Origin of the sequence: Caldicoprobacter faecalis, assembly GCF_900115765.1 — a bacterium.
Taxonomy (GTDB): domain Bacteria; phylum Bacillota; class Clostridia; order Caldicoprobacterales; family Caldicoprobacteraceae; genus Caldicoprobacter; species Caldicoprobacter oshimai.
The window spans coordinates 18445-37257 of the sequence record NZ_FOXR01000025.1; the positions used below are offsets into that span (position 1 = coordinate 18445).

12 protein-coding genes, 1 tRNA gene and 2 pseudogenes are annotated in these 18813 nt (G+C 46.5%); 6 read left to right on the forward strand and 9 right to left on the reverse strand.

Features of this window, described 5'->3' with window-relative positions; genetic code table 11:
* Positions 1 to 30: 30 nt before the first annotated feature.
* Both BM241_RS09120 and BM241_RS09125 read right to left on the reverse strand, forming a co-directional pair.
* Positions 31 to 939 carry a radical SAM protein gene (locus BM241_RS09120; RefSeq protein ID WP_025747395.1) on the reverse strand — a complete coding sequence of 303 codons (909 nt, stop codon included), beginning with the start codon at positions 937 to 939 and terminating at the stop codon, positions 31 to 33.
* Between the two features lie 395 nt (positions 940 to 1334).
* Positions 1335 to 2216, reverse strand: a complete 882-nt coding sequence (locus BM241_RS09125; RefSeq protein ID WP_025747396.1) for a VIT1/CCC1 transporter family protein — start codon at positions 2214 to 2216, stop codon at positions 1335 to 1337.
* A 391-nt stretch (positions 2217 to 2607) separates the two neighbouring features.
* Here BM241_RS09125 and adhE point away from each other — a divergent pair, with 391 nt between their 5' ends.
* Positions 2608 to 5214: a bifunctional acetaldehyde-CoA/alcohol dehydrogenase gene (adhE, locus tag BM241_RS09130; RefSeq protein ID WP_092282580.1), complete on the forward strand. Its 2607-nt coding sequence runs from the start codon at positions 2608 to 2610 to the stop codon at positions 5212 to 5214.
* Positions 5215 to 5478: 264 nt separating this feature from the next.
* A pseudogene (locus BM241_RS09135) lies at positions 5479 to 6413 on the forward strand (IS256 family transposase); the annotation flags it as partial.
* An 84-nt stretch (positions 6414 to 6497) separates the two neighbouring features.
* On the opposite strand, the gene BM241_RS09140 reads toward BM241_RS09135, so the two are convergent.
* The gene (locus tag BM241_RS09140) at positions 6498 to 7190 is read right to left on the reverse strand and encodes a rhomboid family intramembrane serine protease (RefSeq protein WP_025747398.1); all 693 of its coding nucleotides are present in this window, start codon (positions 7188 to 7190) and stop codon (positions 6498 to 6500) included.
* A 296-nt stretch (positions 7191 to 7486) separates the two neighbouring features.
* On the opposite strand from BM241_RS09140, the gene BM241_RS09145 reads away from it, so the two are divergent.
* Genes BM241_RS09145 through BM241_RS09160 form a run of 4 tightly spaced genes read left to right on the forward strand, consistent with a single transcriptional unit; the run spans position 7487 to position 14309 of the window.
* Positions 7487 to 8941: a Wadjet anti-phage system protein JetA family protein gene (locus BM241_RS09145; RefSeq protein WP_092282581.1), complete on the forward strand. Its 1455-nt coding sequence runs from the start codon at positions 7487 to 7489 to the stop codon at positions 8939 to 8941.
* Positions 8931 to 9590, forward strand: a complete 660-nt coding sequence (locus tag BM241_RS09150; RefSeq protein ID WP_025747400.1) for a DUF4194 domain-containing protein — start codon at positions 8931 to 8933, stop codon at positions 9588 to 9590. Before BM241_RS09145 ends, BM241_RS09150 begins: the two co-directional genes overlap by 11 nt.
* Entirely contained in the window at positions 9587 to 13105 is a 3519-nt protein-coding gene (locus BM241_RS09155; protein ID WP_092282582.1) for an ATP-binding protein, read from the forward strand. The genes BM241_RS09150 and BM241_RS09155 overlap by 4 nt, the downstream gene beginning before the upstream one ends.
* The gene (locus BM241_RS09160) at positions 13059 to 14309 is read left to right on the forward strand and encodes a Wadjet anti-phage system protein JetD domain-containing protein (RefSeq protein WP_092282583.1); all 1251 of its coding nucleotides are present in this window, start codon (positions 13059 to 13061) and stop codon (positions 14307 to 14309) included. Before BM241_RS09155 ends, BM241_RS09160 begins: the two co-directional genes overlap by 47 nt.
* A 92-nt stretch (positions 14310 to 14401) precedes the next feature.
* On the opposite strand, the gene BM241_RS09165 is transcribed toward BM241_RS09160, so the two are convergent.
* The 6 genes and pseudogenes from BM241_RS09165 to BM241_RS09190 all read right to left on the reverse strand — a co-directional run bounded on the left by BM241_RS09165 (position 14402) and on the right by BM241_RS09190 (position 18659).
* On the reverse strand, positions 14402 to 14818 hold the full coding sequence (locus BM241_RS09165; RefSeq protein WP_035146585.1) for a bacteriohemerythrin: 417 nt from the start codon (positions 14816 to 14818) through the stop codon (positions 14402 to 14404).
* Positions 14819 to 15016: 198 nt separating this feature from the next.
* A complete protein-coding gene (locus BM241_RS09170; protein WP_025747404.1) occupies positions 15017 to 16768 on the reverse strand; it encodes an ABC transporter ATP-binding protein in 1752 nt (583 codons plus the stop codon).
* A gap of 22 nt (positions 16769 to 16790) precedes the next feature.
* Positions 16791 to 17213 carry a MarR family winged helix-turn-helix transcriptional regulator gene (locus tag BM241_RS09175; protein ID WP_025747405.1) on the reverse strand — a complete coding sequence of 141 codons (423 nt, stop codon included), beginning with the start codon at positions 17211 to 17213 and terminating at the stop codon, positions 16791 to 16793.
* A gap of 287 nt (positions 17214 to 17500) precedes the next feature.
* A pseudogene (locus BM241_RS09180) lies at positions 17501 to 17656 on the reverse strand (carbohydrate ABC transporter permease); the annotation flags it as partial.
* Between the two features lie 14 nt (positions 17657 to 17670).
* On the reverse strand, positions 17671 to 18462 hold the full coding sequence (locus tag BM241_RS09185) for an alpha/beta hydrolase (protein ID WP_092282584.1): 792 nt from the start codon (positions 18460 to 18462) through the stop codon (positions 17671 to 17673).
* A 122-nt stretch (positions 18463 to 18584) separates the two neighbouring features.
* A tRNA-Ala gene (locus BM241_RS09190) sits at positions 18585 to 18659 on the reverse strand.
* Positions 18660 to 18813: the final 154 nt, after the last annotated feature.

The following is an 18813-nucleotide window of genomic DNA, read 5'->3' on the forward strand; positions in this document are numbered from 1 at the left end:
ACAAAAATGCAAACCCCTTAATTTCAATTTTTATTCGATCAATCTGAGCCCCAGTTCTTTGGCATAAAGCCATGCTTCTTTATATTCTTCCGGACTTAATCTCCGCGCAATCTCCTCGTATTTATAAGCCTTATAGTGAGGGTAATACTGATCCATGAGATTAACTGCGCAGTCGGGCGAAAGCTCTTCTTTTATGAACCTCAAAATTTCCTTGGTATCCTCAAGCCCTCCGGGCATTACGAGATGCCTTATCAAAAGCCCCTTATAAGCCACTCCCCTTTCATCCAGCTTCAAACCGCCCACCTGGCGATCCATTTCCTTCAAAGCGCTCTTTACATACTTAGGATAATCCCTTACTTTGGAATATTTTACACCCCGTTCCTCTATGCTGTACTTGAAGTCCGGCATGTATATATCCACCACTCCATCGAGCAGCCTAAGGGTTTCCACCCTCTCGTACCCTCCGCAATTGTAAACAAGCGGCAGTTCCAGTCCCTTCTGTGCTGCAATATACAGCGCTTCCAGGATATTTGGCACGAAATGCGTGGGAGTGACCAGGTTTATGTTATGGCAGCGATAATGGTTCTGTATAACCAGCATTACTTCAGCTAACACCTCGTTGGACACAACCTCTCCCTCTCCCCCATGGCTCAACTCACAATTCTGACAAAACACGCATCTCATATTGCAGTAACCAAAGAATATAGTACCTGAGCCATTTCTGCCCACCAGAGGAGGCTCTTCGCCAAAGTGGGGGCCGTAGCTGGCCACCACTGCTTCATCATATGAGCGGCAGAATCCCATTGCTCCCTTCCTGTTGACCCCACACTCATGGGGACACAGGTTGCATTCATCAAGGTGTTTTCTGGCTTCCCTCACCCTGTTTTTAAGCTCATCACTTTCCAGAAGCTTTAAATAACCAGGTTTATATTTTGCCATACAAAGCCCTCCCTAAACTAACGCATATTGAAGCCACACCCAATTCTCAATACCAACAACATTATTGTCCTCTAAAATAGAATTATACCCTGCAAACTGAATTGCAGGATATATATAACGTTAACGCTATTGCTTTAAATGGCAAAATAACCTATCAACTATCTTTCAAACTCGTGAGAATGGCTGCGCTTGAGCTCGGGTATCGCATGGCCTCGCCCTGTCTTTTCAAGCGATTCACAGCGATGCTTTAGATGCCCCTTGGCATGGAGCGGGCCTTCTATATTTTCCAAATACAGGGCTTTGGAGAAAACAAACAGCTACATCACTATGCCACATAAGGAGATGTTTGTTACCTCTTCTATGCCTTTGCCACTGCCACAAGTGCGCTCTTATTTTCATACCTCCACTCCCAGGAAAACCCTCACCAGAAAGCCGATCAAGAAGCTGAGGGCTGCAACCCCCAGGCTTATGGATACCATCTCCAGAAAGCGCCTTTTAAAGTCCAAATCCTTGGCCACCGAAACGTAAAAATTAAATATAAGTATGACCAGCACGGCGTTTATGACCGTAAGCCCCAAGCACAGGAAATAACTTTCAAACAGCAAATACGGGAAGATAAGGAACAGCACCGTAAAAACGTAGGCAAGGCCTGTATAGATAGCCGCTTTAATCGGGATCTGTGACTCTCCCTCAGATTTTGTGGATAAATATTCAGAAGCCGCCATCGAGAAGGATGCCGCTATTCCCGTTATGAAACCGCTAAGCGCGATCAACCTGGTGTTTTGAAGTGCAAAGGTCAGCCCTGCCAGGGTACCCGTCAGCTCCACCAGCGCATCGTTAAGCCCTAATACCATTGACCCAACGTAATTTAAATGCTCCTCCTCGATGAGCTCCATAAGCTTCTTTTCATGCCTGTCCTCATCCTGAACGATCTTATGTATCTCAGGCATGGTATCGGCCAATTTGGTGTATACCTCTTCAGCCCGTTGTTCGCCTTTTTCCATCAGCTTGACACCAAACGTAAGGCCAAAAACCCTCGAAATTATAAAGTACAGCCATACCTTCCATCTATCGGGCTTCATGTCCTGCCGAGTAATCCTCTGCCAGAATTTATAATGTGCCAGCTCTTCATCGGCTATCTCGGCCAAAACCTCTTTGTTGTGCTGGTCCTTTATCGAGGCAGACAATTTGGTATAGATGTGATATTCGGTGATCTCATTTTTCTGCGCCGCAAGGATGGCCTCTCTTTGCTCAGGGGTTAGATCATTAAAATCCATATACACTTCCTCCTTTGGCAGAGATTAAAGTACAAATCACCTACATAATATCTTTTAATTTAGTCTTCTTTAGTCTTCTATAGATTTAATGAAAGTCCTTCAAAAAATTTAAAATAATTTGCCAAAACAGTATTGACAAAAAATTAACGATTTGCTATAATGCAAAGCGTTACAACTTAAACCTAATTTGGTGGCGCTGTCGTATATTATGGATATACAAAGGTCCAAATATACTGCAATTCAGCGTTGCTTCGTTCATTGCAAAGCCACGAAGACAAGGTATATTTAAGTTGGGATTGCCATTTATCCTGCAAATCCCAATTTTTTAGAAAAGATATAGTTAAATTTTTAACAATAATGCAAGGATTATTGCAAAAGGAGGAGGAAAAATATGGCCAGAGAAAACCTGTCATTGGTAGTAAACAACACTGAAGATGTAAAGGCCGAAATCGATGCCATGGTGGAAAACGCAAACAAGGCCCTGGAAGAATTCATGGAAATGACCCAGGAGCAAGTCGACAGCATCGTAAAGGCCATGGCTCTGGCGGGAATCGACCACCATATGAGGTTAGCCAAGCTTGCCGTAGAAGAAACCCAGAGAGGCGTATACGAAGACAAGATAATCAAGAACCTTTTTGCCACTGAGTATATATACAACAGCATAAGGCATCAGAAAACGGTGGGCGTGATCAGGGAGAACGACCTTGAAGGCTATGTAGAAATAGCAGAGCCGGTAGGCGTGATCGCGGGCATCACCCCTGTGACAAACCCCACCTCTACCACGATGTTCAAATCGCTTATATCCATGAAAACCCGAAATCCAATTATATTCGCTTTCCATCCTGCGGCCCAAAGGTGCAGCAGTGAAGCCGCCAGAGTTATGAGAGATGCAGCCATCAAAGCAGGCGCTCCCAAGCATTGCATTCAATGGATAGAACGGCCATCCCTTGAGGCCACGCAATATCTCATGGCCCATCCAGGCGTATCTCTGATACTGGCAACCGGTGGCGCCGGCATGGTGAAAGCAGCGTATAGCAGCGGCAAACCCGCCCTTGGAGTGGGACCGGGCAATGTGCCGTGCTACATCGAAAAGACGGCCGACATCAAAAGGGCCATCACCGATTTGATTCTCTCAAAGACATTTGACAACGGCATGATATGCGCTTCCGAGCAGGCAGTGATCCTTGATGAAGACATTGCCCAGCAGGCCGTAGATTACATGAAGGAAAACAAATGCTATTTCCTCACTCCAGAGGAGATTAAAAAGCTTGAGGCAGTCGCAATCGATAACAAAAAGGGAATGATGAATTCGGCGGTGGTTGGCCAGTCGGCTTATACCATAGCTAAGATGGCGGGTATAGAAGTTCCTCAGGATACAAAGATTCTAGTCGCTCACCTTGAAGGCGTGGGTCCCGAGTACCCATTGTCCAGGGAAAAGCTGAGCCCTATACTAGCGCTTTACATCGTTAAGGATTACGAAGAAGGGGTTAAGGTAGCACAGCAGATAGTTGAATTTGGTGGCCTTGGCCATTCGGCCGTCATCCATTCTGAGAATCCCAAAGCAATAGAACTATTTTCCAAAAAGGTCAAGGTGGGCAGGCTGATTGTCAATTCCCCATCGAGCCATGGCGCCATAGGGGACATATACAATACCAATATGCCATCGCTTACACTGGGTTGCGGGTCCTATGGTGGGAATTCCACTACCGCCAACGTATCAGCCGTCAATTTGATCAATATAAAGAGGGTGGCTAAAAGACGGGTCAACATGCAGTGGTTCAAAGTCCCACCCAAAATTTACTTTGAACCCAATTCCATTCAGTATCTTGAAAAGATGCCAGACATCAGCCGGGCCTTCATAGTGACTGACCCTGCCATGGTCAAACTGGGATATGTGGATAAGGTGCTGTACTACCTCAGAAAGAGGCAGCAGTACGTCCATTCCGAGATTTTCGCCGAAGTGGAGCCTGACCCTTCCATCGATACGGTAAAGCGCGGAAGCGAACTCATGAACAAATTCAAGCCTGATGTCATAATAGCCCTGGGGGGAGGGTCAGCAATCGACGCTGCAAAGGCCATGTGGCTGTATTACGAATATCCCGACACCGACTTCACTTCCCTGCGGCTAAAGTTCATGGACATACGCAAGAGGGCCTTTAACTTCCTCAAGCTTGGCCGTAAGGCAAAGCTGGTGGCCATCCCCACCACCTCTGGGACGGGCTCCGAGGTAACCTGCTTTGCGGTGATAACAGATAAGAGGAACAACACGAAATATCCCCTAGCCGATTATGAACTCACCCCTGATGTGGCCATAATCGATCCCAATTTAGTTATCACCGTACCCCCTCACATAACAGCCGATACGGGAATGGATGTGCTGACCCATGCAATAGAAGCCTACGTATCCACCATGGCTTCAGACTATACCGATGCACTGGCCATAAAGGCGATACAGCTGGTGTTTGAATACCTGCCACGGGCTTACAAAGATGGCAATGACAAAGAGGCCAGAGAAAAGATGCACAACGCATCCTGCATAGCCGGTATGGCTTTCACCAACGCATTCCTGGGCATCAACCACAGCCTAGCGCACAAGCTTGGAGGAGAATTCCACATCCCTCATGGTCGGGCCAATGCCATACTGCTTCCGCACGTGATCGAATATAATGCTCAAAAGCCCACAAAATTTGCTACCTGGCCCAAATACCAGCACTATGTAGCCGACAAAAAATACGCTGAAATAGCCAGGTACCTCGGCCTTCCGGCATCTACCGCCCAAGAAGGGGTACGCAGCCTGATCGATGCCATCGTAAATTTGATGAAGCAACTCAACATGCCATTGACCATTGCGGAATGCGGCGTACCGCGGGAGGAATTCGAGGCAAAGGTAAAAGAACTGGCAGATAAGGCATTTGAAGACCAGTGCACCGTCACCAATCCCAGGATGCCACTGGTAAGCGAGCTGGAGGAAATATATAGAAAAGCATATGGGAGATGAGCTATAAAAACCGTAATGCGTTGTGGAAAGTAGGCCATCGAGTAGGAGGGGGCGATTAACCCCCGTCCCCTCACACCACCGGACATGCGGGTCCGCATCCGGCAGTTCACCAAGCTTGACGAAGACTTTGATAGCGCTCGATTAAGCTCGTCAGGCCCTGGGTTTGCCAGTAGAGAGACTGTCCAAAATTTTGTGTATGGATGAATAGCAAAGCTCCTTTCTGGATAAAATTAACAACATAAAATCAGAAAGGAGCGTTTTATTATGGGTGTTTTGCCAAAAGAAGTGGTAAGAGAAATAATTAAGGAAAACAATTTTCAAACTCCTCAAGAAATTATGAAATTCTTGAAGGACTCCTTTAAGGATATCCTTCAAGAAATGCTGGAGGCAGAAATGGATGTACATCTTGGCTACTCCAAAGGTAAAAAACCGCCTGCCAACTCTCACAATACCAGAAATGGCTATAGTTCTAAGACTGTACGCAGTGAACTGGGACCTGTTGAATTGAATATCCCAAGAGACCGCAAAGGAGAATATAATCCTAAAATAGTACCTAAATACTCAAGAGATGTTTCTGGCATTGAAGAAAAGGTTATATCTTTGTATGCCAAAGGGATGAGCACCAGAGACATTCACGAACAAATCAAGGAACTATACGGAGTAGAAGTATCGGCTGAGCTGGTAAGTAAGATAACTGAGGGGATAGTACCTGAGATAAAGGAATGGCAAAACAGGCCGCTTGAAAAGGTGTATCCATTCATCTTCATGGATGCCATACACTATAAGGTACGTGATGAAGGACAGGTTAATAAACGAGCCGCCTATGTGGTTGTAGGGATAGACCTTGAAGGTTACAAGGACATTCTTGGCATATGGATTGGGGATAATGAATCAGCAAAGTTCTGGCTAGGTGTACTTAACGACCTTAAGAACAGAGGGGTAGAGGACGTACTGATATTTTGCCTAGATGGGTTAACGGGCTTAGAAGAGGCTATTGAGGCTGTATATCCGAAGGCAGAGGTACAAAGGTGCATAATCCACCAGCTGCGCAATTCCTTCAAATACGTGTCATATAAGGATTTAAAGGAGTTTACAAAGGATTTCAAGAGCGTATATACAGCACCGAATGATGAAACTGCTTTAGAGATGTTGTATGAACTTAAAAAAAATGGGAGAAAGAATACCCTTATGCATTCCGCAAAGGAGCCAAAGGCTCCCATACACAAAATTATTTACACTTCCTTCTTAGATTCAATTAACTACTATAGATGGTATCATTACCCTCAATAATACCTATACCCTCTCCGCGCAATGAATATCCTGTGGATAAACATCCCGGCCAAAAACCCGCTTATGTGTGCCCACCAGGCTATACCACCCACGCTTCCGCCGCCTATCCACTGTATGACCCCCGAATACAGCTGGCTTATAAACCACAAAATCAGGTATATGAAGGCCGGCACGTGTATGAACATGGGCAAGAAGAAAAAGAACGGAACCAGGGTCACAATCCTGGAATGAGGGAACAGAATGAAGTAAGCGCCCATGACGCCGGCAATAGCTCCTGAAGCCCCAACGGTAGGCACATTTGATGTGGGGTTGAACAAAAAATGGGTAAATCCCGCCACCAAACCACACAGGATATAGAATATCACAAACCTTATGCTGCCCATTAAATCCTCCACGTTATCGCCAAACAGCCACAGCACCCACATATTGCTTAGGAGGTGTACCCAGTTACCGTGAAGAAACATGCTCGAAAAAAGGGGCATGTATGTACTTGCTTCAAAAAACCCGAGCTGTGCTATCGATTTTAAAAACCTGGCAGGTATAAACCCGTACTGGTACACGAACTGTGCAAACCTCACGTCGGGCATCAATGACTGACCTACAAATATCATTACATTGATGACTATAAGCAGAACTGTTGCCAAGGGTTCGCGCCTGCTGGGTATGGTATCTCTCAATGGAATCATGACAATATTCCCCTTCTTCTCTTATAACTATCCATTTTTATACTACCATTTTTATAAACCGTTTTCAATCGATATTCGCCCAGAATATACAAAAATTGAAAAGCAGCTTTAATTATCAATGGCTATGTGTTAAACTTATTATGACAACTCGCCGTACCAATTATTCGACAAAAGGCGAGCCAATATCAATAAAAATAATATTTTGCTTAAAGAAAAGTTCTCTTCAGGCAAGCAGTTTTGTTAACTGCGATGCCTAATGTCAATAAAATTTGCTTATAAGGAAGGGACAGGCTACCATGCATCTTTTTGATGTGCTGCCGCAAAATCTGTTCTCCATTCTGGCATCCAAAAACAAATATATTTACGCGGATGCGCTGTTCGTGCTGAGAAAGGCCTTCCGCCAGGAGATGACCATAAAGAAGGACGACCTGGTCTCCATGCTCATATCCAACCTGGATGAGAAAATGCTGGGCGTCGATATGTCGGAAGAGCTGGAGGATATGGAAGAGCCTTTAAATGAAAATAATTTGAACGGTACCAATGAAAGCAACATCAGCCTATCAGCCATCGCACACTTTATATTGAGGCGCCTTAAAGACACCGGCTGGATCGATATAGAGTATCAGGATGACTCCTTCGAGGAAGTGGTTACGCTTCCGGATTATTCCATAAAGCTCATCAACCTGCTATTTTCCTTTACCGACGAAAACTTGAAGGAGTACAATTCCTATGTGTTTTCCACTTACTCGGCCTTAAAGACCGCCCATGAAGAGCAGGAAGACTCCAGCAATTATAACGCACTGCTCACGGCATACGAAAACACCGTCAAGCTGGTGGATGAGCTCAAGTCCCTGCACAACAACATCCGCCGCTATCATCAGGCTTTAAGCGAGTTTGCAACGGTAAACGAGGTGCTGAAAGGGCACTTTGACGAATACAAAACCTTGATAAGCGACCGAATATACCACCCCTTGAAGACTCTAGACTCCATCCCTCGCTACAAGACCCCAATACTTCGGTTCCTTCAGCGTTGGCTGACAGACAGCTCGCTGCGCCAGCGTACGGTGGAGCAAGCCATGATGCGCGGTCGATACAAAACCCTTGAAGAAGGGCATGAAGACATCATCAATAAAATCGGGTATATCATGGACACCTACGAGCGCCTGGACCACATACTTGAAGAGATTGACCGCAAGAACACGGCCTATACCCGGGCATCCGTCGAGAAGATGCGCTATCTTTTAAACACCGACCGCAGCATCAAGGGAAAGATTGTGGAGATCTTAAAGAGGGTTGCCGACAGCTCACAAGAAAAGCAAGAAGCCCTGGTCGCCAAACTGCAGGGAGCTGTGGAATTGTTCCACCAGGGATACATCGACGAGAATTCACTGTATGTAAGGGCTGCACGGCACAAGAAGCTCGAAAGCCTACCCTTGCAGCTGCCGCCATCCCATGAGGACCATGAAGAGGATATAGTGAAGGAGTTCCTGGACAAAGCCAAAAAAAGCTACAATCACACCAGAATAATGGCTTTTATGAGAAATATAATGAAGGACTTCGATGTGGTATACAGCCATGAAGTTCCGCTCACCGATGATGAATCCTTCATCCTTCTCATGCTGGCCACCTTAAAGGGCTACGACCGTAAGGCGTTCTACAGGGTGGAATTTATGGATGGATACGTATATAATAATGGTTACAGAATCCCCAAAATGAGGTTTATAAGAAAGGACAAGGCCAATGTGGGTTGAAGAATACGAGAAGCTCAGCAATTCAGAAAAAGAAGAGTTCAGAAGGCTTTTGAACCTTATTCTGTCCCGCACCTTCATCATACGGGATGTTTACGATCCCAAAGAAGGGATGATGCGCGTAAACCCCGAATATCGCTTCGTAGAGCGCAACTTTGCGCTGTTCAACGAATACCTGTGGTTCTCCGGCTGGGCGCTTTACAAGGACAGCCAGTACGGAGTAATTGCCCTTGTGAACACTTACGAGTACAACCGAGTCAGGCTTGACCGAAACACCACCCTCATACTATTCATACTGCGCCTTATATTCGAAGAAGAGCGGGAAAAGGTGACCCTTCGCAAGGAGGTTTTGACTAGCACGGGCCAAATCGTCCATAAAATGCTGACGCTGGGGCTTATAAAGAAGAAGCCCTCTGACCGTGACCTTGCCGAGGCCTTACGTCAGCTGGCCTATTACAACATCATACAAAAGCTGGAAGGACGGTGGGAAGATCCTGATAACAAGCTGCTCATCCTGCCTTCGATACTGTTTGTGGTCACCAATGAAAAGATCAGCCGAATATACGAAACCCTCGGCGATGAAGAGGATTCCGATCAAGAAAGCGAGGAAACCGAGGACCAAGACATAATAAGAGGCGAGGTGGAAGAATGAAAAAGCTCACCAGGCTCCTTCTCATCAACTGGCACTACTTTTGGAAGGAGCTCATCGAATTTGATACCATAAATTTTTTAACAGGTGCCAACGCCGCCGGAAAGTCCACCATAATTGACGCCATACAGCTTCTGCTGCTTGGGGACACCAGCGGCCATTTCTTTAACAAGGCCGCCAACGACAAGTCTGCCAGGACGCTCAAAGGCTACCTCTGGGGCGAGATCGGCGACGACGGCGATGCCGGATTTAGATACTTAAGAAGCGGCAGGTTCACCAGCTATATAGCCTGTGAGTTTTACGATGACTTCAAAGACAACTGGTTTACCCTTGGAGTGGTGTTTGACTGCTACGACGATGGCACATTTGAACACCGGTTCTTTATACTGGATGACTCCTTGCCCGAGAACCACTTTATTCAAAACAATACCCCTATGTCTTTTAAAGAGCTGCGCAGCTACTTTATGAAGAACTACAAAAGAGGGAAGTTCCAGTTTCCAGAGACAAATCGTGGATACCAGGACATACTCAGGGGCAAGCTGGGTGGCCTTAAATTAAAGTATTTCAGCCTGTTCAAAAAGGCCGTACCCTTCTCCCCCATCGCCGACATCGAGTCCTTCATCACCAATGACGTGTGCGACATAAAAGGCCCTGTCGACATAAGCCTTATGCAGGACAACATCCGCTATTACAAGAGGCTGGAACAGGACGCAGAAATGATGATGAAGCGCATAGCCGCACTGGAGGATATCCAGCAAAAATACAACGCGTATATGGAAGAAAAGCAGAGGTTTGCAATACACAGCTACATCATAGAGCGGGCCCAGCTTCAGATGGCGCTTGATGAGGTGGCACGGCTCGAAAAAGCCTATAGCGACAACCAGCAGAAAATAAACGAAATGGAGGCCAAAATAAACAGCATCAGAGAAAACATAAAAGCGCTGGAAAAGGAACACGAACAGCTGATAGCCGATAAAATCTCGTCAGATATATACAGAAAAATGGATGCGCTGCAGAGCCAGAAAGCCCGGCTGGAAGAGCAGCTCCAGCAGCTCAAAGGCGACCTGACACGCACCATAAAACGAATGCGGCATTACGGCAGGGTATGGCGCGAGTGCATACATGCCCTGCAGAGCAGCCAGACACCGCAATGCCGTGACGCAACCCGGACGGCGCAGCTCTCCAAAGCAGAGCCTACCGCCGTGCGGCAAGGTACGCCATGGGACGAACCTCGCGTTTTGAACTGGCAGGATATAGAGGCCGACTGGAACAAGCTGATGGAATTCTCTGAGCAAGCTTTAACTTATGCCGAGCAGCTGCTCAAAGCCGATAGCGAAATCCTTGATGCCATGGCCGTTCAGGGGTTTGACGATATAATAACCTTAATAAACAACCTCAAACAGACAGCAGCCAGAATAGGAAATCTTATCGATAGCGCAATAATCAAGGCCAAAAGGCTACTGAGTGAACTTGCAGATGAGGTAGAGAATCTAAAACGCGGGATAAAACCCTATGCCCGAAACCTGTTGGAACTTAAAAATGAAATCTCCTCTGCTCTCTCGGCTAAATACGGCCGTGAAGTGCAGGTACACATTCTGGCCGACCTGCTAGAAATACGAGACATGCGCTGGAGGAACGCCATAGAAGCCTACCTTCACACCCAAAAGTTTTATCTCATAGTGGAGCCGGAGTACTTCGTGGATGCCTTGAAAGTATATGACAAATTGAAATTTGAAAGAGGCTTCTATGACCTAGGATTGGTGGATACCGGCAGGCTCGCCGAGCTTAAGCCCGCTGCCATGGAAAACAGCCTGGCACAAGAGGTGGAGACCTCCAACCCCTACGCCCGGATGTTCGTCGATTTTGTAATGGGCAACGTCATAAAGTGCGATAAAGTGGAGGACCTGCGGAATTACCCGCGGGCCATAACCGATTCGTGCATGCTGTATCAAAATTTCGTGGCACGCCAGCTCCACCCCGACCGCTGGAGAAATCCATATATCGGCCGAAGGGCCATTGAGGAGCAGATTGAAAGCAAAACGGCACAGATAGCCCAGATTGAAAAAGAAGTAACCAGCCTTGAAAGCATGTCTCAAGGTCTGCGCAGCATATACTCCATGGAGTCCATGAACCTCAATGAGGCCGAAAACATCTTGGAGGTGCTGGAAAAGAGCAAAGTCATACCCTCCCTGGAAGCAAAGCTTAAGGACATAGTTGATGAACTTGGGAAACTGGACTTAAGCTGGCTGGCGCAGCTGGACAAAAAGATAAAGGCGATGGAAAAAGAGATTGAAAACCTGAAAAATGAGGAACAAGCCTGCCTGACCGAGCTCATTGGGCTTAAGACCAAAAACAACGAAATAGCAGAAAATAAGTTGCCTGCAGAAAAGCAGAAAGTCGAATTCTATCGAAACAAAATAAACAGCGAGTTCCCCGGCAATTGGATTCAGGAGAAGGGCGAACCACGCTTTGAAAAGGAACTGTCCAGCAGGGCTTCGGCTGTCGAAATTTACAATAACTTCTACAGCCAACTGGCCCGGACACAAAGCCAGATGACGAAGAAGAAAGAGGAGCTGGTGGCCGCTCGTTCGGAATACAACCGGGAATACCGCATGTCATACGATATTAACCTCCCCGACAACGGGCCCTACGAGAAGGAGCTCAACGAGCTTAAGGCCATCAAGCTGCCCGAATACATGGAGAAGATCAAGGATGCCAAGGAAAAGGCCTACCAGCAGTTCCGCGACGACTTTTTGGCCAAGCTCAAAGCCAACATAGACATGGTCAAGGAGCAGATTGAAGAGCTCAACACCGCCTTGAAGGAGAGCAGCTTTGGGAATGACAGGTACAGGTTTGTAGTAAGCCCCAGGCCGGAGTACCGGCGGTTTTACGACATGATAACTGACGAACTGCTGATGGACGGCTACAACCTGGCGTCACAGGTCTTTCTCGAAAAGCATCGAGACGCCATCGAAGAGCTGTTTAAGCAGATCACCAACGTCGACTCGCAACTGGATGCCGATGCCCGGGCTGAGCTGGAAAAGAACATCAAGCGGTTTACCGACTACAAGACTTATCTTACCTTTGACCTCATAGTCACCGACAGCCAGGACAGGCAACAGCGGCTCTCAAAAACCCTGCACAAAAAGTCGGGCGGCGAAACCCAAACCCCCTTCTATATAGCCATGCTGGCCTCGTTTGCCCAGCTGTATCGAACGCGATACAATAACGAGTCGGGCAATACCATTCGGCTTATAATGTTTGACGAGGCTTTCAGCAAGATGGACAGCGACAGAATACAGGAAAGCATCAAACTTCTGCGCAAGTTCGGGCTTCAGGCCATACTGTCGGCTCCATCCGAGAAAATAGGCGATATAGCCCCCCTTGTGGACAGAACCCTGTGCGTGATAAGAAGCGGGAACAGGTCGTTCGTCAAAGCCTTTGATGCCAAACGGATAAGGGAGGAGATGTATGAACTACAGGAAGCTGATACTCAACCGGCTGCTGGACAAGTATGAAAGAAGCAGTGCCTATAAAGGCACTGCTTCGACAAACCGGAGGATTCTCATAAACTTATGCTCTGATGAATTCCCTGAATACGACATAGAGCACACACCCACCAAAGAACTCATCAATTCGGTGGTGATGGACCTTGAAAAAGAAGGATTAATCGGATTTGAATGGATGCGCTTTGAGAAAGGCAACATCATCAGCCGCATATGGCTAAAGCTGGACGCGCTGCAGGAAGCGTACAGGCAGGCCGAAAGAGTGCCCAAACGGGAACAGGTGGAAAATGCTCTTGCCAAGGTGTGCGAGCTCAAAAGCCGCGTCACCTCCCCCTGGATCCGCAACTTTTTAGAGGATGCTCAAGCATGGATGGAACAAAAGCTGTCTATCCCCCCTTTTCTCCCCGAGAACAGCGACCTTATGCAAAATCTTTTGAAGGCGCTGCTCTTTATCGATACCAAAGGAGAAGATGAACTGCTCGAGCGGGTGTTCAGCTTAAGGTGCTTCGGCGACTCCAAATACTTCGAAAAAAATCTGCGCCGAAGGCTGCTGGGAATTCTCAAAAAATACTGGCAGGAAGAAGACCTGCAGGCTGGAGAATGGACCGATGATGAGATTTTGGCCCTCATCGGCATTGTCAAGGCTCCCGAACAGGTAGAGTTTTGCGGTAACATGCTAGCCTCCATCCATGGCCAGGCCGTGGATTTCTCCCCTCTGGTACACGGGGTGGCCATCAACGCCCCAACCATACGCGACCTCGTGATCTCCGATTTGCCGGAAGTAAAGCGCATCCTTTTTATAGAAAACAAGGCCAACTACGTAGATTATGTATTTAAAAGGAGGACACCTGAGGAGCTGGTGATATACCACGGCGGCTTTTACAGCCCGGTAAAAGGGCTGTTCTTCAAAAAAATATATGATGCCGCTTACAGGCGCGGCATCACATTTTACCACTGGGGCGACATGGACCTGGGAGGGTTTCAAATATTCAAACGCCTCAAAACGCAAATCATACCCACCCTTCAGCCCTATCTTATGGACGTGGATGCGTTTATGTCCATGAAGCGATTTTGGCAGGCCTTTGACAGCAAATACGCCCAAGCCTTGGAAAAGCTACTTGATGACGAGGATTGCAGGGAGTTTCACCAGCTCATACAGGTCATGCTTAAGGAAAAGGCCAGAGTGGAACAGGAGGCTTTTTTAAGCTGTGAGTGACGGCAGCCCAGTAAATAAAATCCTCACTGCACAACCTTATTCACAACAATCTACTCACGACAAAACTTTCTTTAATACTGAAACATAAAAAGCTATTTTATTGCACCCTTTATGGATTGTATATATTTCGCATAATCCTTATCAGCCTTACTAATATGGTTCACAAACCAATCTACGATTTTTTTGTTAAACTGAACAATGAAAGGAAGAGTCGCCCCCTCCTGATCAAACTTCCTTTTCATCCCCTCAACTTCCTGCAAAAAGAACTGGTGCAATTTCAGATGTTCTTCATATTTGGGGTAATTGTGCTTTTTCTGATATTCCTGCTCATAGTTAAAATGCGTTATAACGTAATCTGAAAGAAAGTCAAGGGTGTTGCCGATTTCCTGTTTAGCCCTACCGGCAGCGCTGGCCTCCAGCAACTTATTCATGGCCTCCACCAGGGACTTGTGTTGATTGTCAATTTCATCAATTCCGATCTCCAGATCCTTCCTCCACTTTATGGCCATCTTTTAAAGCCCCTTTCTGCATAAAATTGTTTTTTATATAGTTTTATATATTTTTTAAACACCTTTCGTCAATATAAAACGGACATAAAGCTAAAAATTCTCCGTTATTTCCCATATTCAATGACGGCCTCTCTTCAATAAATTTAGGGCCCTCCCTAAGCAGATGCACACAGGAGTTTATCCCTGCGTTTAGGTTCACTAAACAGCCATCAATTCCTCACTTGTGCTCTGCGCCTTACACAGCTGGCTGTACAGGCCCCCTTTCTTGAGAAGCTCATTGTGCCTACCAGCTTCCACTATTTCACCATCCTTGAGCACGATGATTTGGTCAGCATCGCGAATGGTCGACAGACGGTGAGCAATCACTATGGTGGTCCTGTTCTTCATAAGATTCTCCAGAGCCTCCTGGATCAACTTTTCAGTCTGGGTATCGACCGATGAAGTGGCCTCATCCAGAATTAATATTGGTGCATCCTTAAGAAGCGCACGGGCTATGGAAATCCTCTGTTTCTGCCCTCCCGACAGCTTCACGCCCCTTTCGCCTACCCTCGTGTTGTATCCTTCGGGCAGCTCCATTATAAAATCGTGGGCATTGGCAGCCTTTGCGGCTGCAATGACCTCTTCATCGGTGGCATCAGGCCGACCATATAGAATGTTTTCCTTCACGGTACCATTGAACAAGAATACGTCCTGCGACACCATGCTTATCTGTTTTCTCAGGCTGCTCAGCTTAATCTTTCTTATGTCTATGTCGTCTATTAGGATCTGGCCGGAATCAGGGTCATAAAACCTGGGTATCAGGTTGGCAATGGTGGTCTTACCCACCCCCGTGGGGCCTACCAGCGCTATCATCTCGCCAGGATTCACCTTAAAGGACACGTTTTTCAATACCGGCACGTCATCGACATAGCGGAAACTTACATTTCTGAACTCTATCTTGCCCTTGACCCTGTCCACCTTTATTGCATCGGGGTCATCCTTTATCTCAGGCTCCTCATTCAATATCTCAAACACCCGTTCAGCACTGGCCAGCGCGTGCTGTATACCTTCATTGATCATCCCAAATGAGGTTATGGGCTGGTAAAAGGTATTAAGGTATAGCAGAAAAGCCACCAAATCCTCCAGCGCCAGCTGATTGGCCAGGGCCAGCCTGCCACCGAAGAATATGACTATAACCGTCCCCAGTCCGGATACAAACTCTATACTGGGATGAAAAGCATTGCTCAGCTTAAGCGCGCGCAATATGGCCCTGGTGTAAGCGGCTATCCGGCTCAAAGTGCGTTTGCTTTCGTATTCCTCCTGAGTGAAAGCCTTGATCTCCTTGATCCCGGAAAAATTATCCTGAAGGATTGCGCTAACCTCTGCAATTTCTTTCTGCGCTTCCTTAAACATTGGACGGGATATCTTGCTGAACTTCACAACCATCCAGAAAAGCAAGGGAATAGGTATAAGTGTGTAAAGCGCCAGCTTCAAATTCATGGAAAACAGGATGACAGACACCCCGATCAGCATCAAGCCGTTGACCACCAGAGTTGGGATGGCATGAGCCAGCAGCTGTTCAAAGTTTCGAGTGTCATCGAGAACCCTGGACATGAGCTCTCCCGTTTGCTTGTCATGGAAAAACCTCAGCGACAGCTTCTGCAGATGGTCATACAGATGGCTCCTTATGTTCTCCAGTATCTTCCACGCGGCATAGTGAGATATGTAGTTGGTACCAAACTGCGACACCGCTCTCAACAAGTATATAGCAATTACGGCCAGCGCAAGGAAATTGACCTGAGCTATGCTTGCCTTCCCCTCTATGCTTTGGGTCACCGTGCTTATCAGGTTGCGAATCATCCACGGACCTGCCATATTCATCGCCGTAACCATTATCATGCAAACTGTAGCAACAAATATATGAAGCCTATAGGGCTTCATATATCGCATAAGCGCTTTCAGTTCCTTCATAAGAATCCCCCTTAATTCCCTTTTAATGATTACCCTTTATAAGCTTATCCAGCAAACTTTTAAGAGTTTTCAGCTCTTCCTGGCTTAACACCCCCATCCTCTCTTCTATATTCTTTTGATGCCTAGGAATCAGCTCTTCCTTCAGCCTCTTGCCCTCTTCGGTCAGCTTAATCAACCACACGCGCCTGTCGTCCTTGCAGTGTACGCGGTAAACCCAGTTGTTCTGCTCCATGCGGTCAATTAGCCCTGTCATGTTGCTGGCATTGCAGTTGAGCTCCTTTGCCAGCTCGTGGCTGGGAATGCCTTCATCGCCGATATGATACAGCGCGTGAAACTGGGGCCAAGTGATGCCGTTCTGTGCCAGCTTATTGTGCAATTCCCTCTTGATGCCGTTGTACGCATCCCTCAAAGCCTTGTAAACCTCCAGCTCCAAAGAACCATTCACCTGGATCACCTCCGTTAGATTTGCTTATCGCCTGCCTACCTTAATGCTGGAATGAATCCTGCAATGGACATCATGACTATCTTTTCGTGAGCACGACAAGACTGCAAAGAATATAAAAAATTGCCTATAGCAAATTTATCAAATATTTCACACCTGAATTATATAGCATTTAAATAATTGGTGTCAACAAAATTAATTCTCCAAAAAATAAAAGAGGAGGGCATAAGCTCATAAGCTCACCCCTTCCCTCATTTTTGAACCTTCAGTTATGACTATAACTTTATAAATCAAGCTTTAAGGCCTGTGGTTGCGATGCCTTCAATCAAATACCGCTGGAAAGCAAAGAAAATTATGAGTACAGGTACCAGCGAAAGAGTTGACATGGCCAGCAATCCACCCCAGTTGGTTTTGGTGGTAGCATCGTTAAATGCTCTCAAAGCCAGCCAATCTGATAAAATCACTCCACCAGCCACTGCAACGCCTTCTCTATGTATTTATCCCAAAATTTCCAGTCGTGGAATCCTCTATCCTCTACATAGGTGTGTTCAACGCCTTCTGCTGCCAAAAAATCCCTAAATTTGCGGTTGTTCTCTACCAAAAAGTCTTCCGTCCCGCAGGCAATATAAATCCTGGGGATGACGCCCTTCTCCTCTTTTATCTTCTTTACAAGGAATTCGGGATCCTTATCGCTGCCCTTCAATTTTGACAGATCACCGAAGACGTACTCATAATAGCTTCTCCGTGCAAATATCCACTCGGCCTCTTCGCTGGAAGCCACAGCCTGATCGATTATCAATGCTGCCGAAAGGGCTACTATAGCGCCAAAGGTGTTATAATACTTAAGCCCGTTTCTGAGAGCCCCGTAACCGCCCATGGAAAGCCCACCTATGAAGGTATCCTCCCGTTTAAAAGACAATGGGAACAATTTTCTCGTTTCTTCCACCAGTTCACGCCCAATAAACTCGCCATAATAGTTATGCCCCGCCTGCTGGTCAACGTAGAAGCTGTTATCTCCCGACGGCATAATCACTGCCACGTTGTACTTTTGAGCCAGCTTGGCTATGCGGGTATTCACCAGCCAATCGTTGTGCCCACCCATGATTCCGTGCAGCAAGTAAAGCGTCTTGAAAGGCTTCACCTCATGTGGAGCAATATTTTTCATGGCAGGTGAATCTGTGGGGATAACTGCTTTGTACACAACGTTTCTCATAAGAGCATTTGAAAAATAGCTGACATCAATTATAGCCATAGTTCTCCCTCCCCTTACAGCTTAACACAGAACCTAGACATCTGCAATACGCAATCCTGTCGGCTGCAACACGACACAAAAAAATAAAAAAACCACCTGACTCACCCAGGTGGTTTTATCTATGGTGGAGCTGAAGGGATTTGAACCCTCGACCCCCACAATGCGAGTGTGGTGCTCTCCCGCTGAGCTACAGCCCCTTATCATATTATAATTATATTCATTTTCTATCAAAAATTCAAGCCAAAAAGCCAAAAAATGTTGTTATTCTGTGATAATGTCATATTGAAATTATTCTGATATAATGTCATACATGAGAGAGGAGATATTCAACATGACACAAAAAGAAATGAC

Coding starts and splice junctions, on each gene's coding strand:
- BM241_RS09150 (WP_025747400.1), top strand. CDS start 8,931: ATGTGGGTTGAAGAATACGAGAAGCTCAGCAATTCAGAAAAAGAAGAG.
- BM241_RS09145 (WP_092282581.1), top strand. CDS start 7,487: ATGCATCTTTTTGATGTGCTGCCGCAAAATCTGTTCTCCATTCTGGCA.
- BM241_RS09185 (WP_092282584.1), bottom strand. CDS start 18,462: ATGGCTATAATTGATGTCAGCTATTTTTCAAATGCTCTTATGAGAAAC.
- BM241_RS09140 (WP_025747398.1), bottom strand. CDS start 7,190: ATGATTCCATTGAGAGATACCATACCCAGCAGGCGCGAACCCTTGGCA.
- BM241_RS09155 (WP_092282582.1), top strand. CDS start 9,587: ATGAAAAAGCTCACCAGGCTCCTTCTCATCAACTGGCACTACTTTTGG.
- adhE (WP_092282580.1), top strand. CDS start 2,608: ATGGCCAGAGAAAACCTGTCATTGGTAGTAAACAACACTGAAGATGTA.
- BM241_RS09125 (WP_025747396.1), bottom strand. CDS start 2,216: ATGGATTTTAATGATCTAACCCCTGAGCAAAGAGAGGCCATCCTTGCG.
- BM241_RS09120 (WP_025747395.1), bottom strand. CDS start 939: ATGGCAAAATATAAACCTGGTTATTTAAAGCTTCTGGAAAGTGATGAG.
- BM241_RS09170 (WP_025747404.1), bottom strand. CDS start 16,768: ATGAAGGAACTGAAAGCGCTTATGCGATATATGAAGCCCTATAGGCTT.
- BM241_RS09165 (WP_035146585.1), bottom strand. CDS start 14,818: ATGGCCATAAAGTGGAGGAAGGATCTGGAGATCGGAATTGATGAAATT.
- BM241_RS09160 (WP_092282583.1), top strand. CDS start 13,059: ATGAACTACAGGAAGCTGATACTCAACCGGCTGCTGGACAAGTATGAA.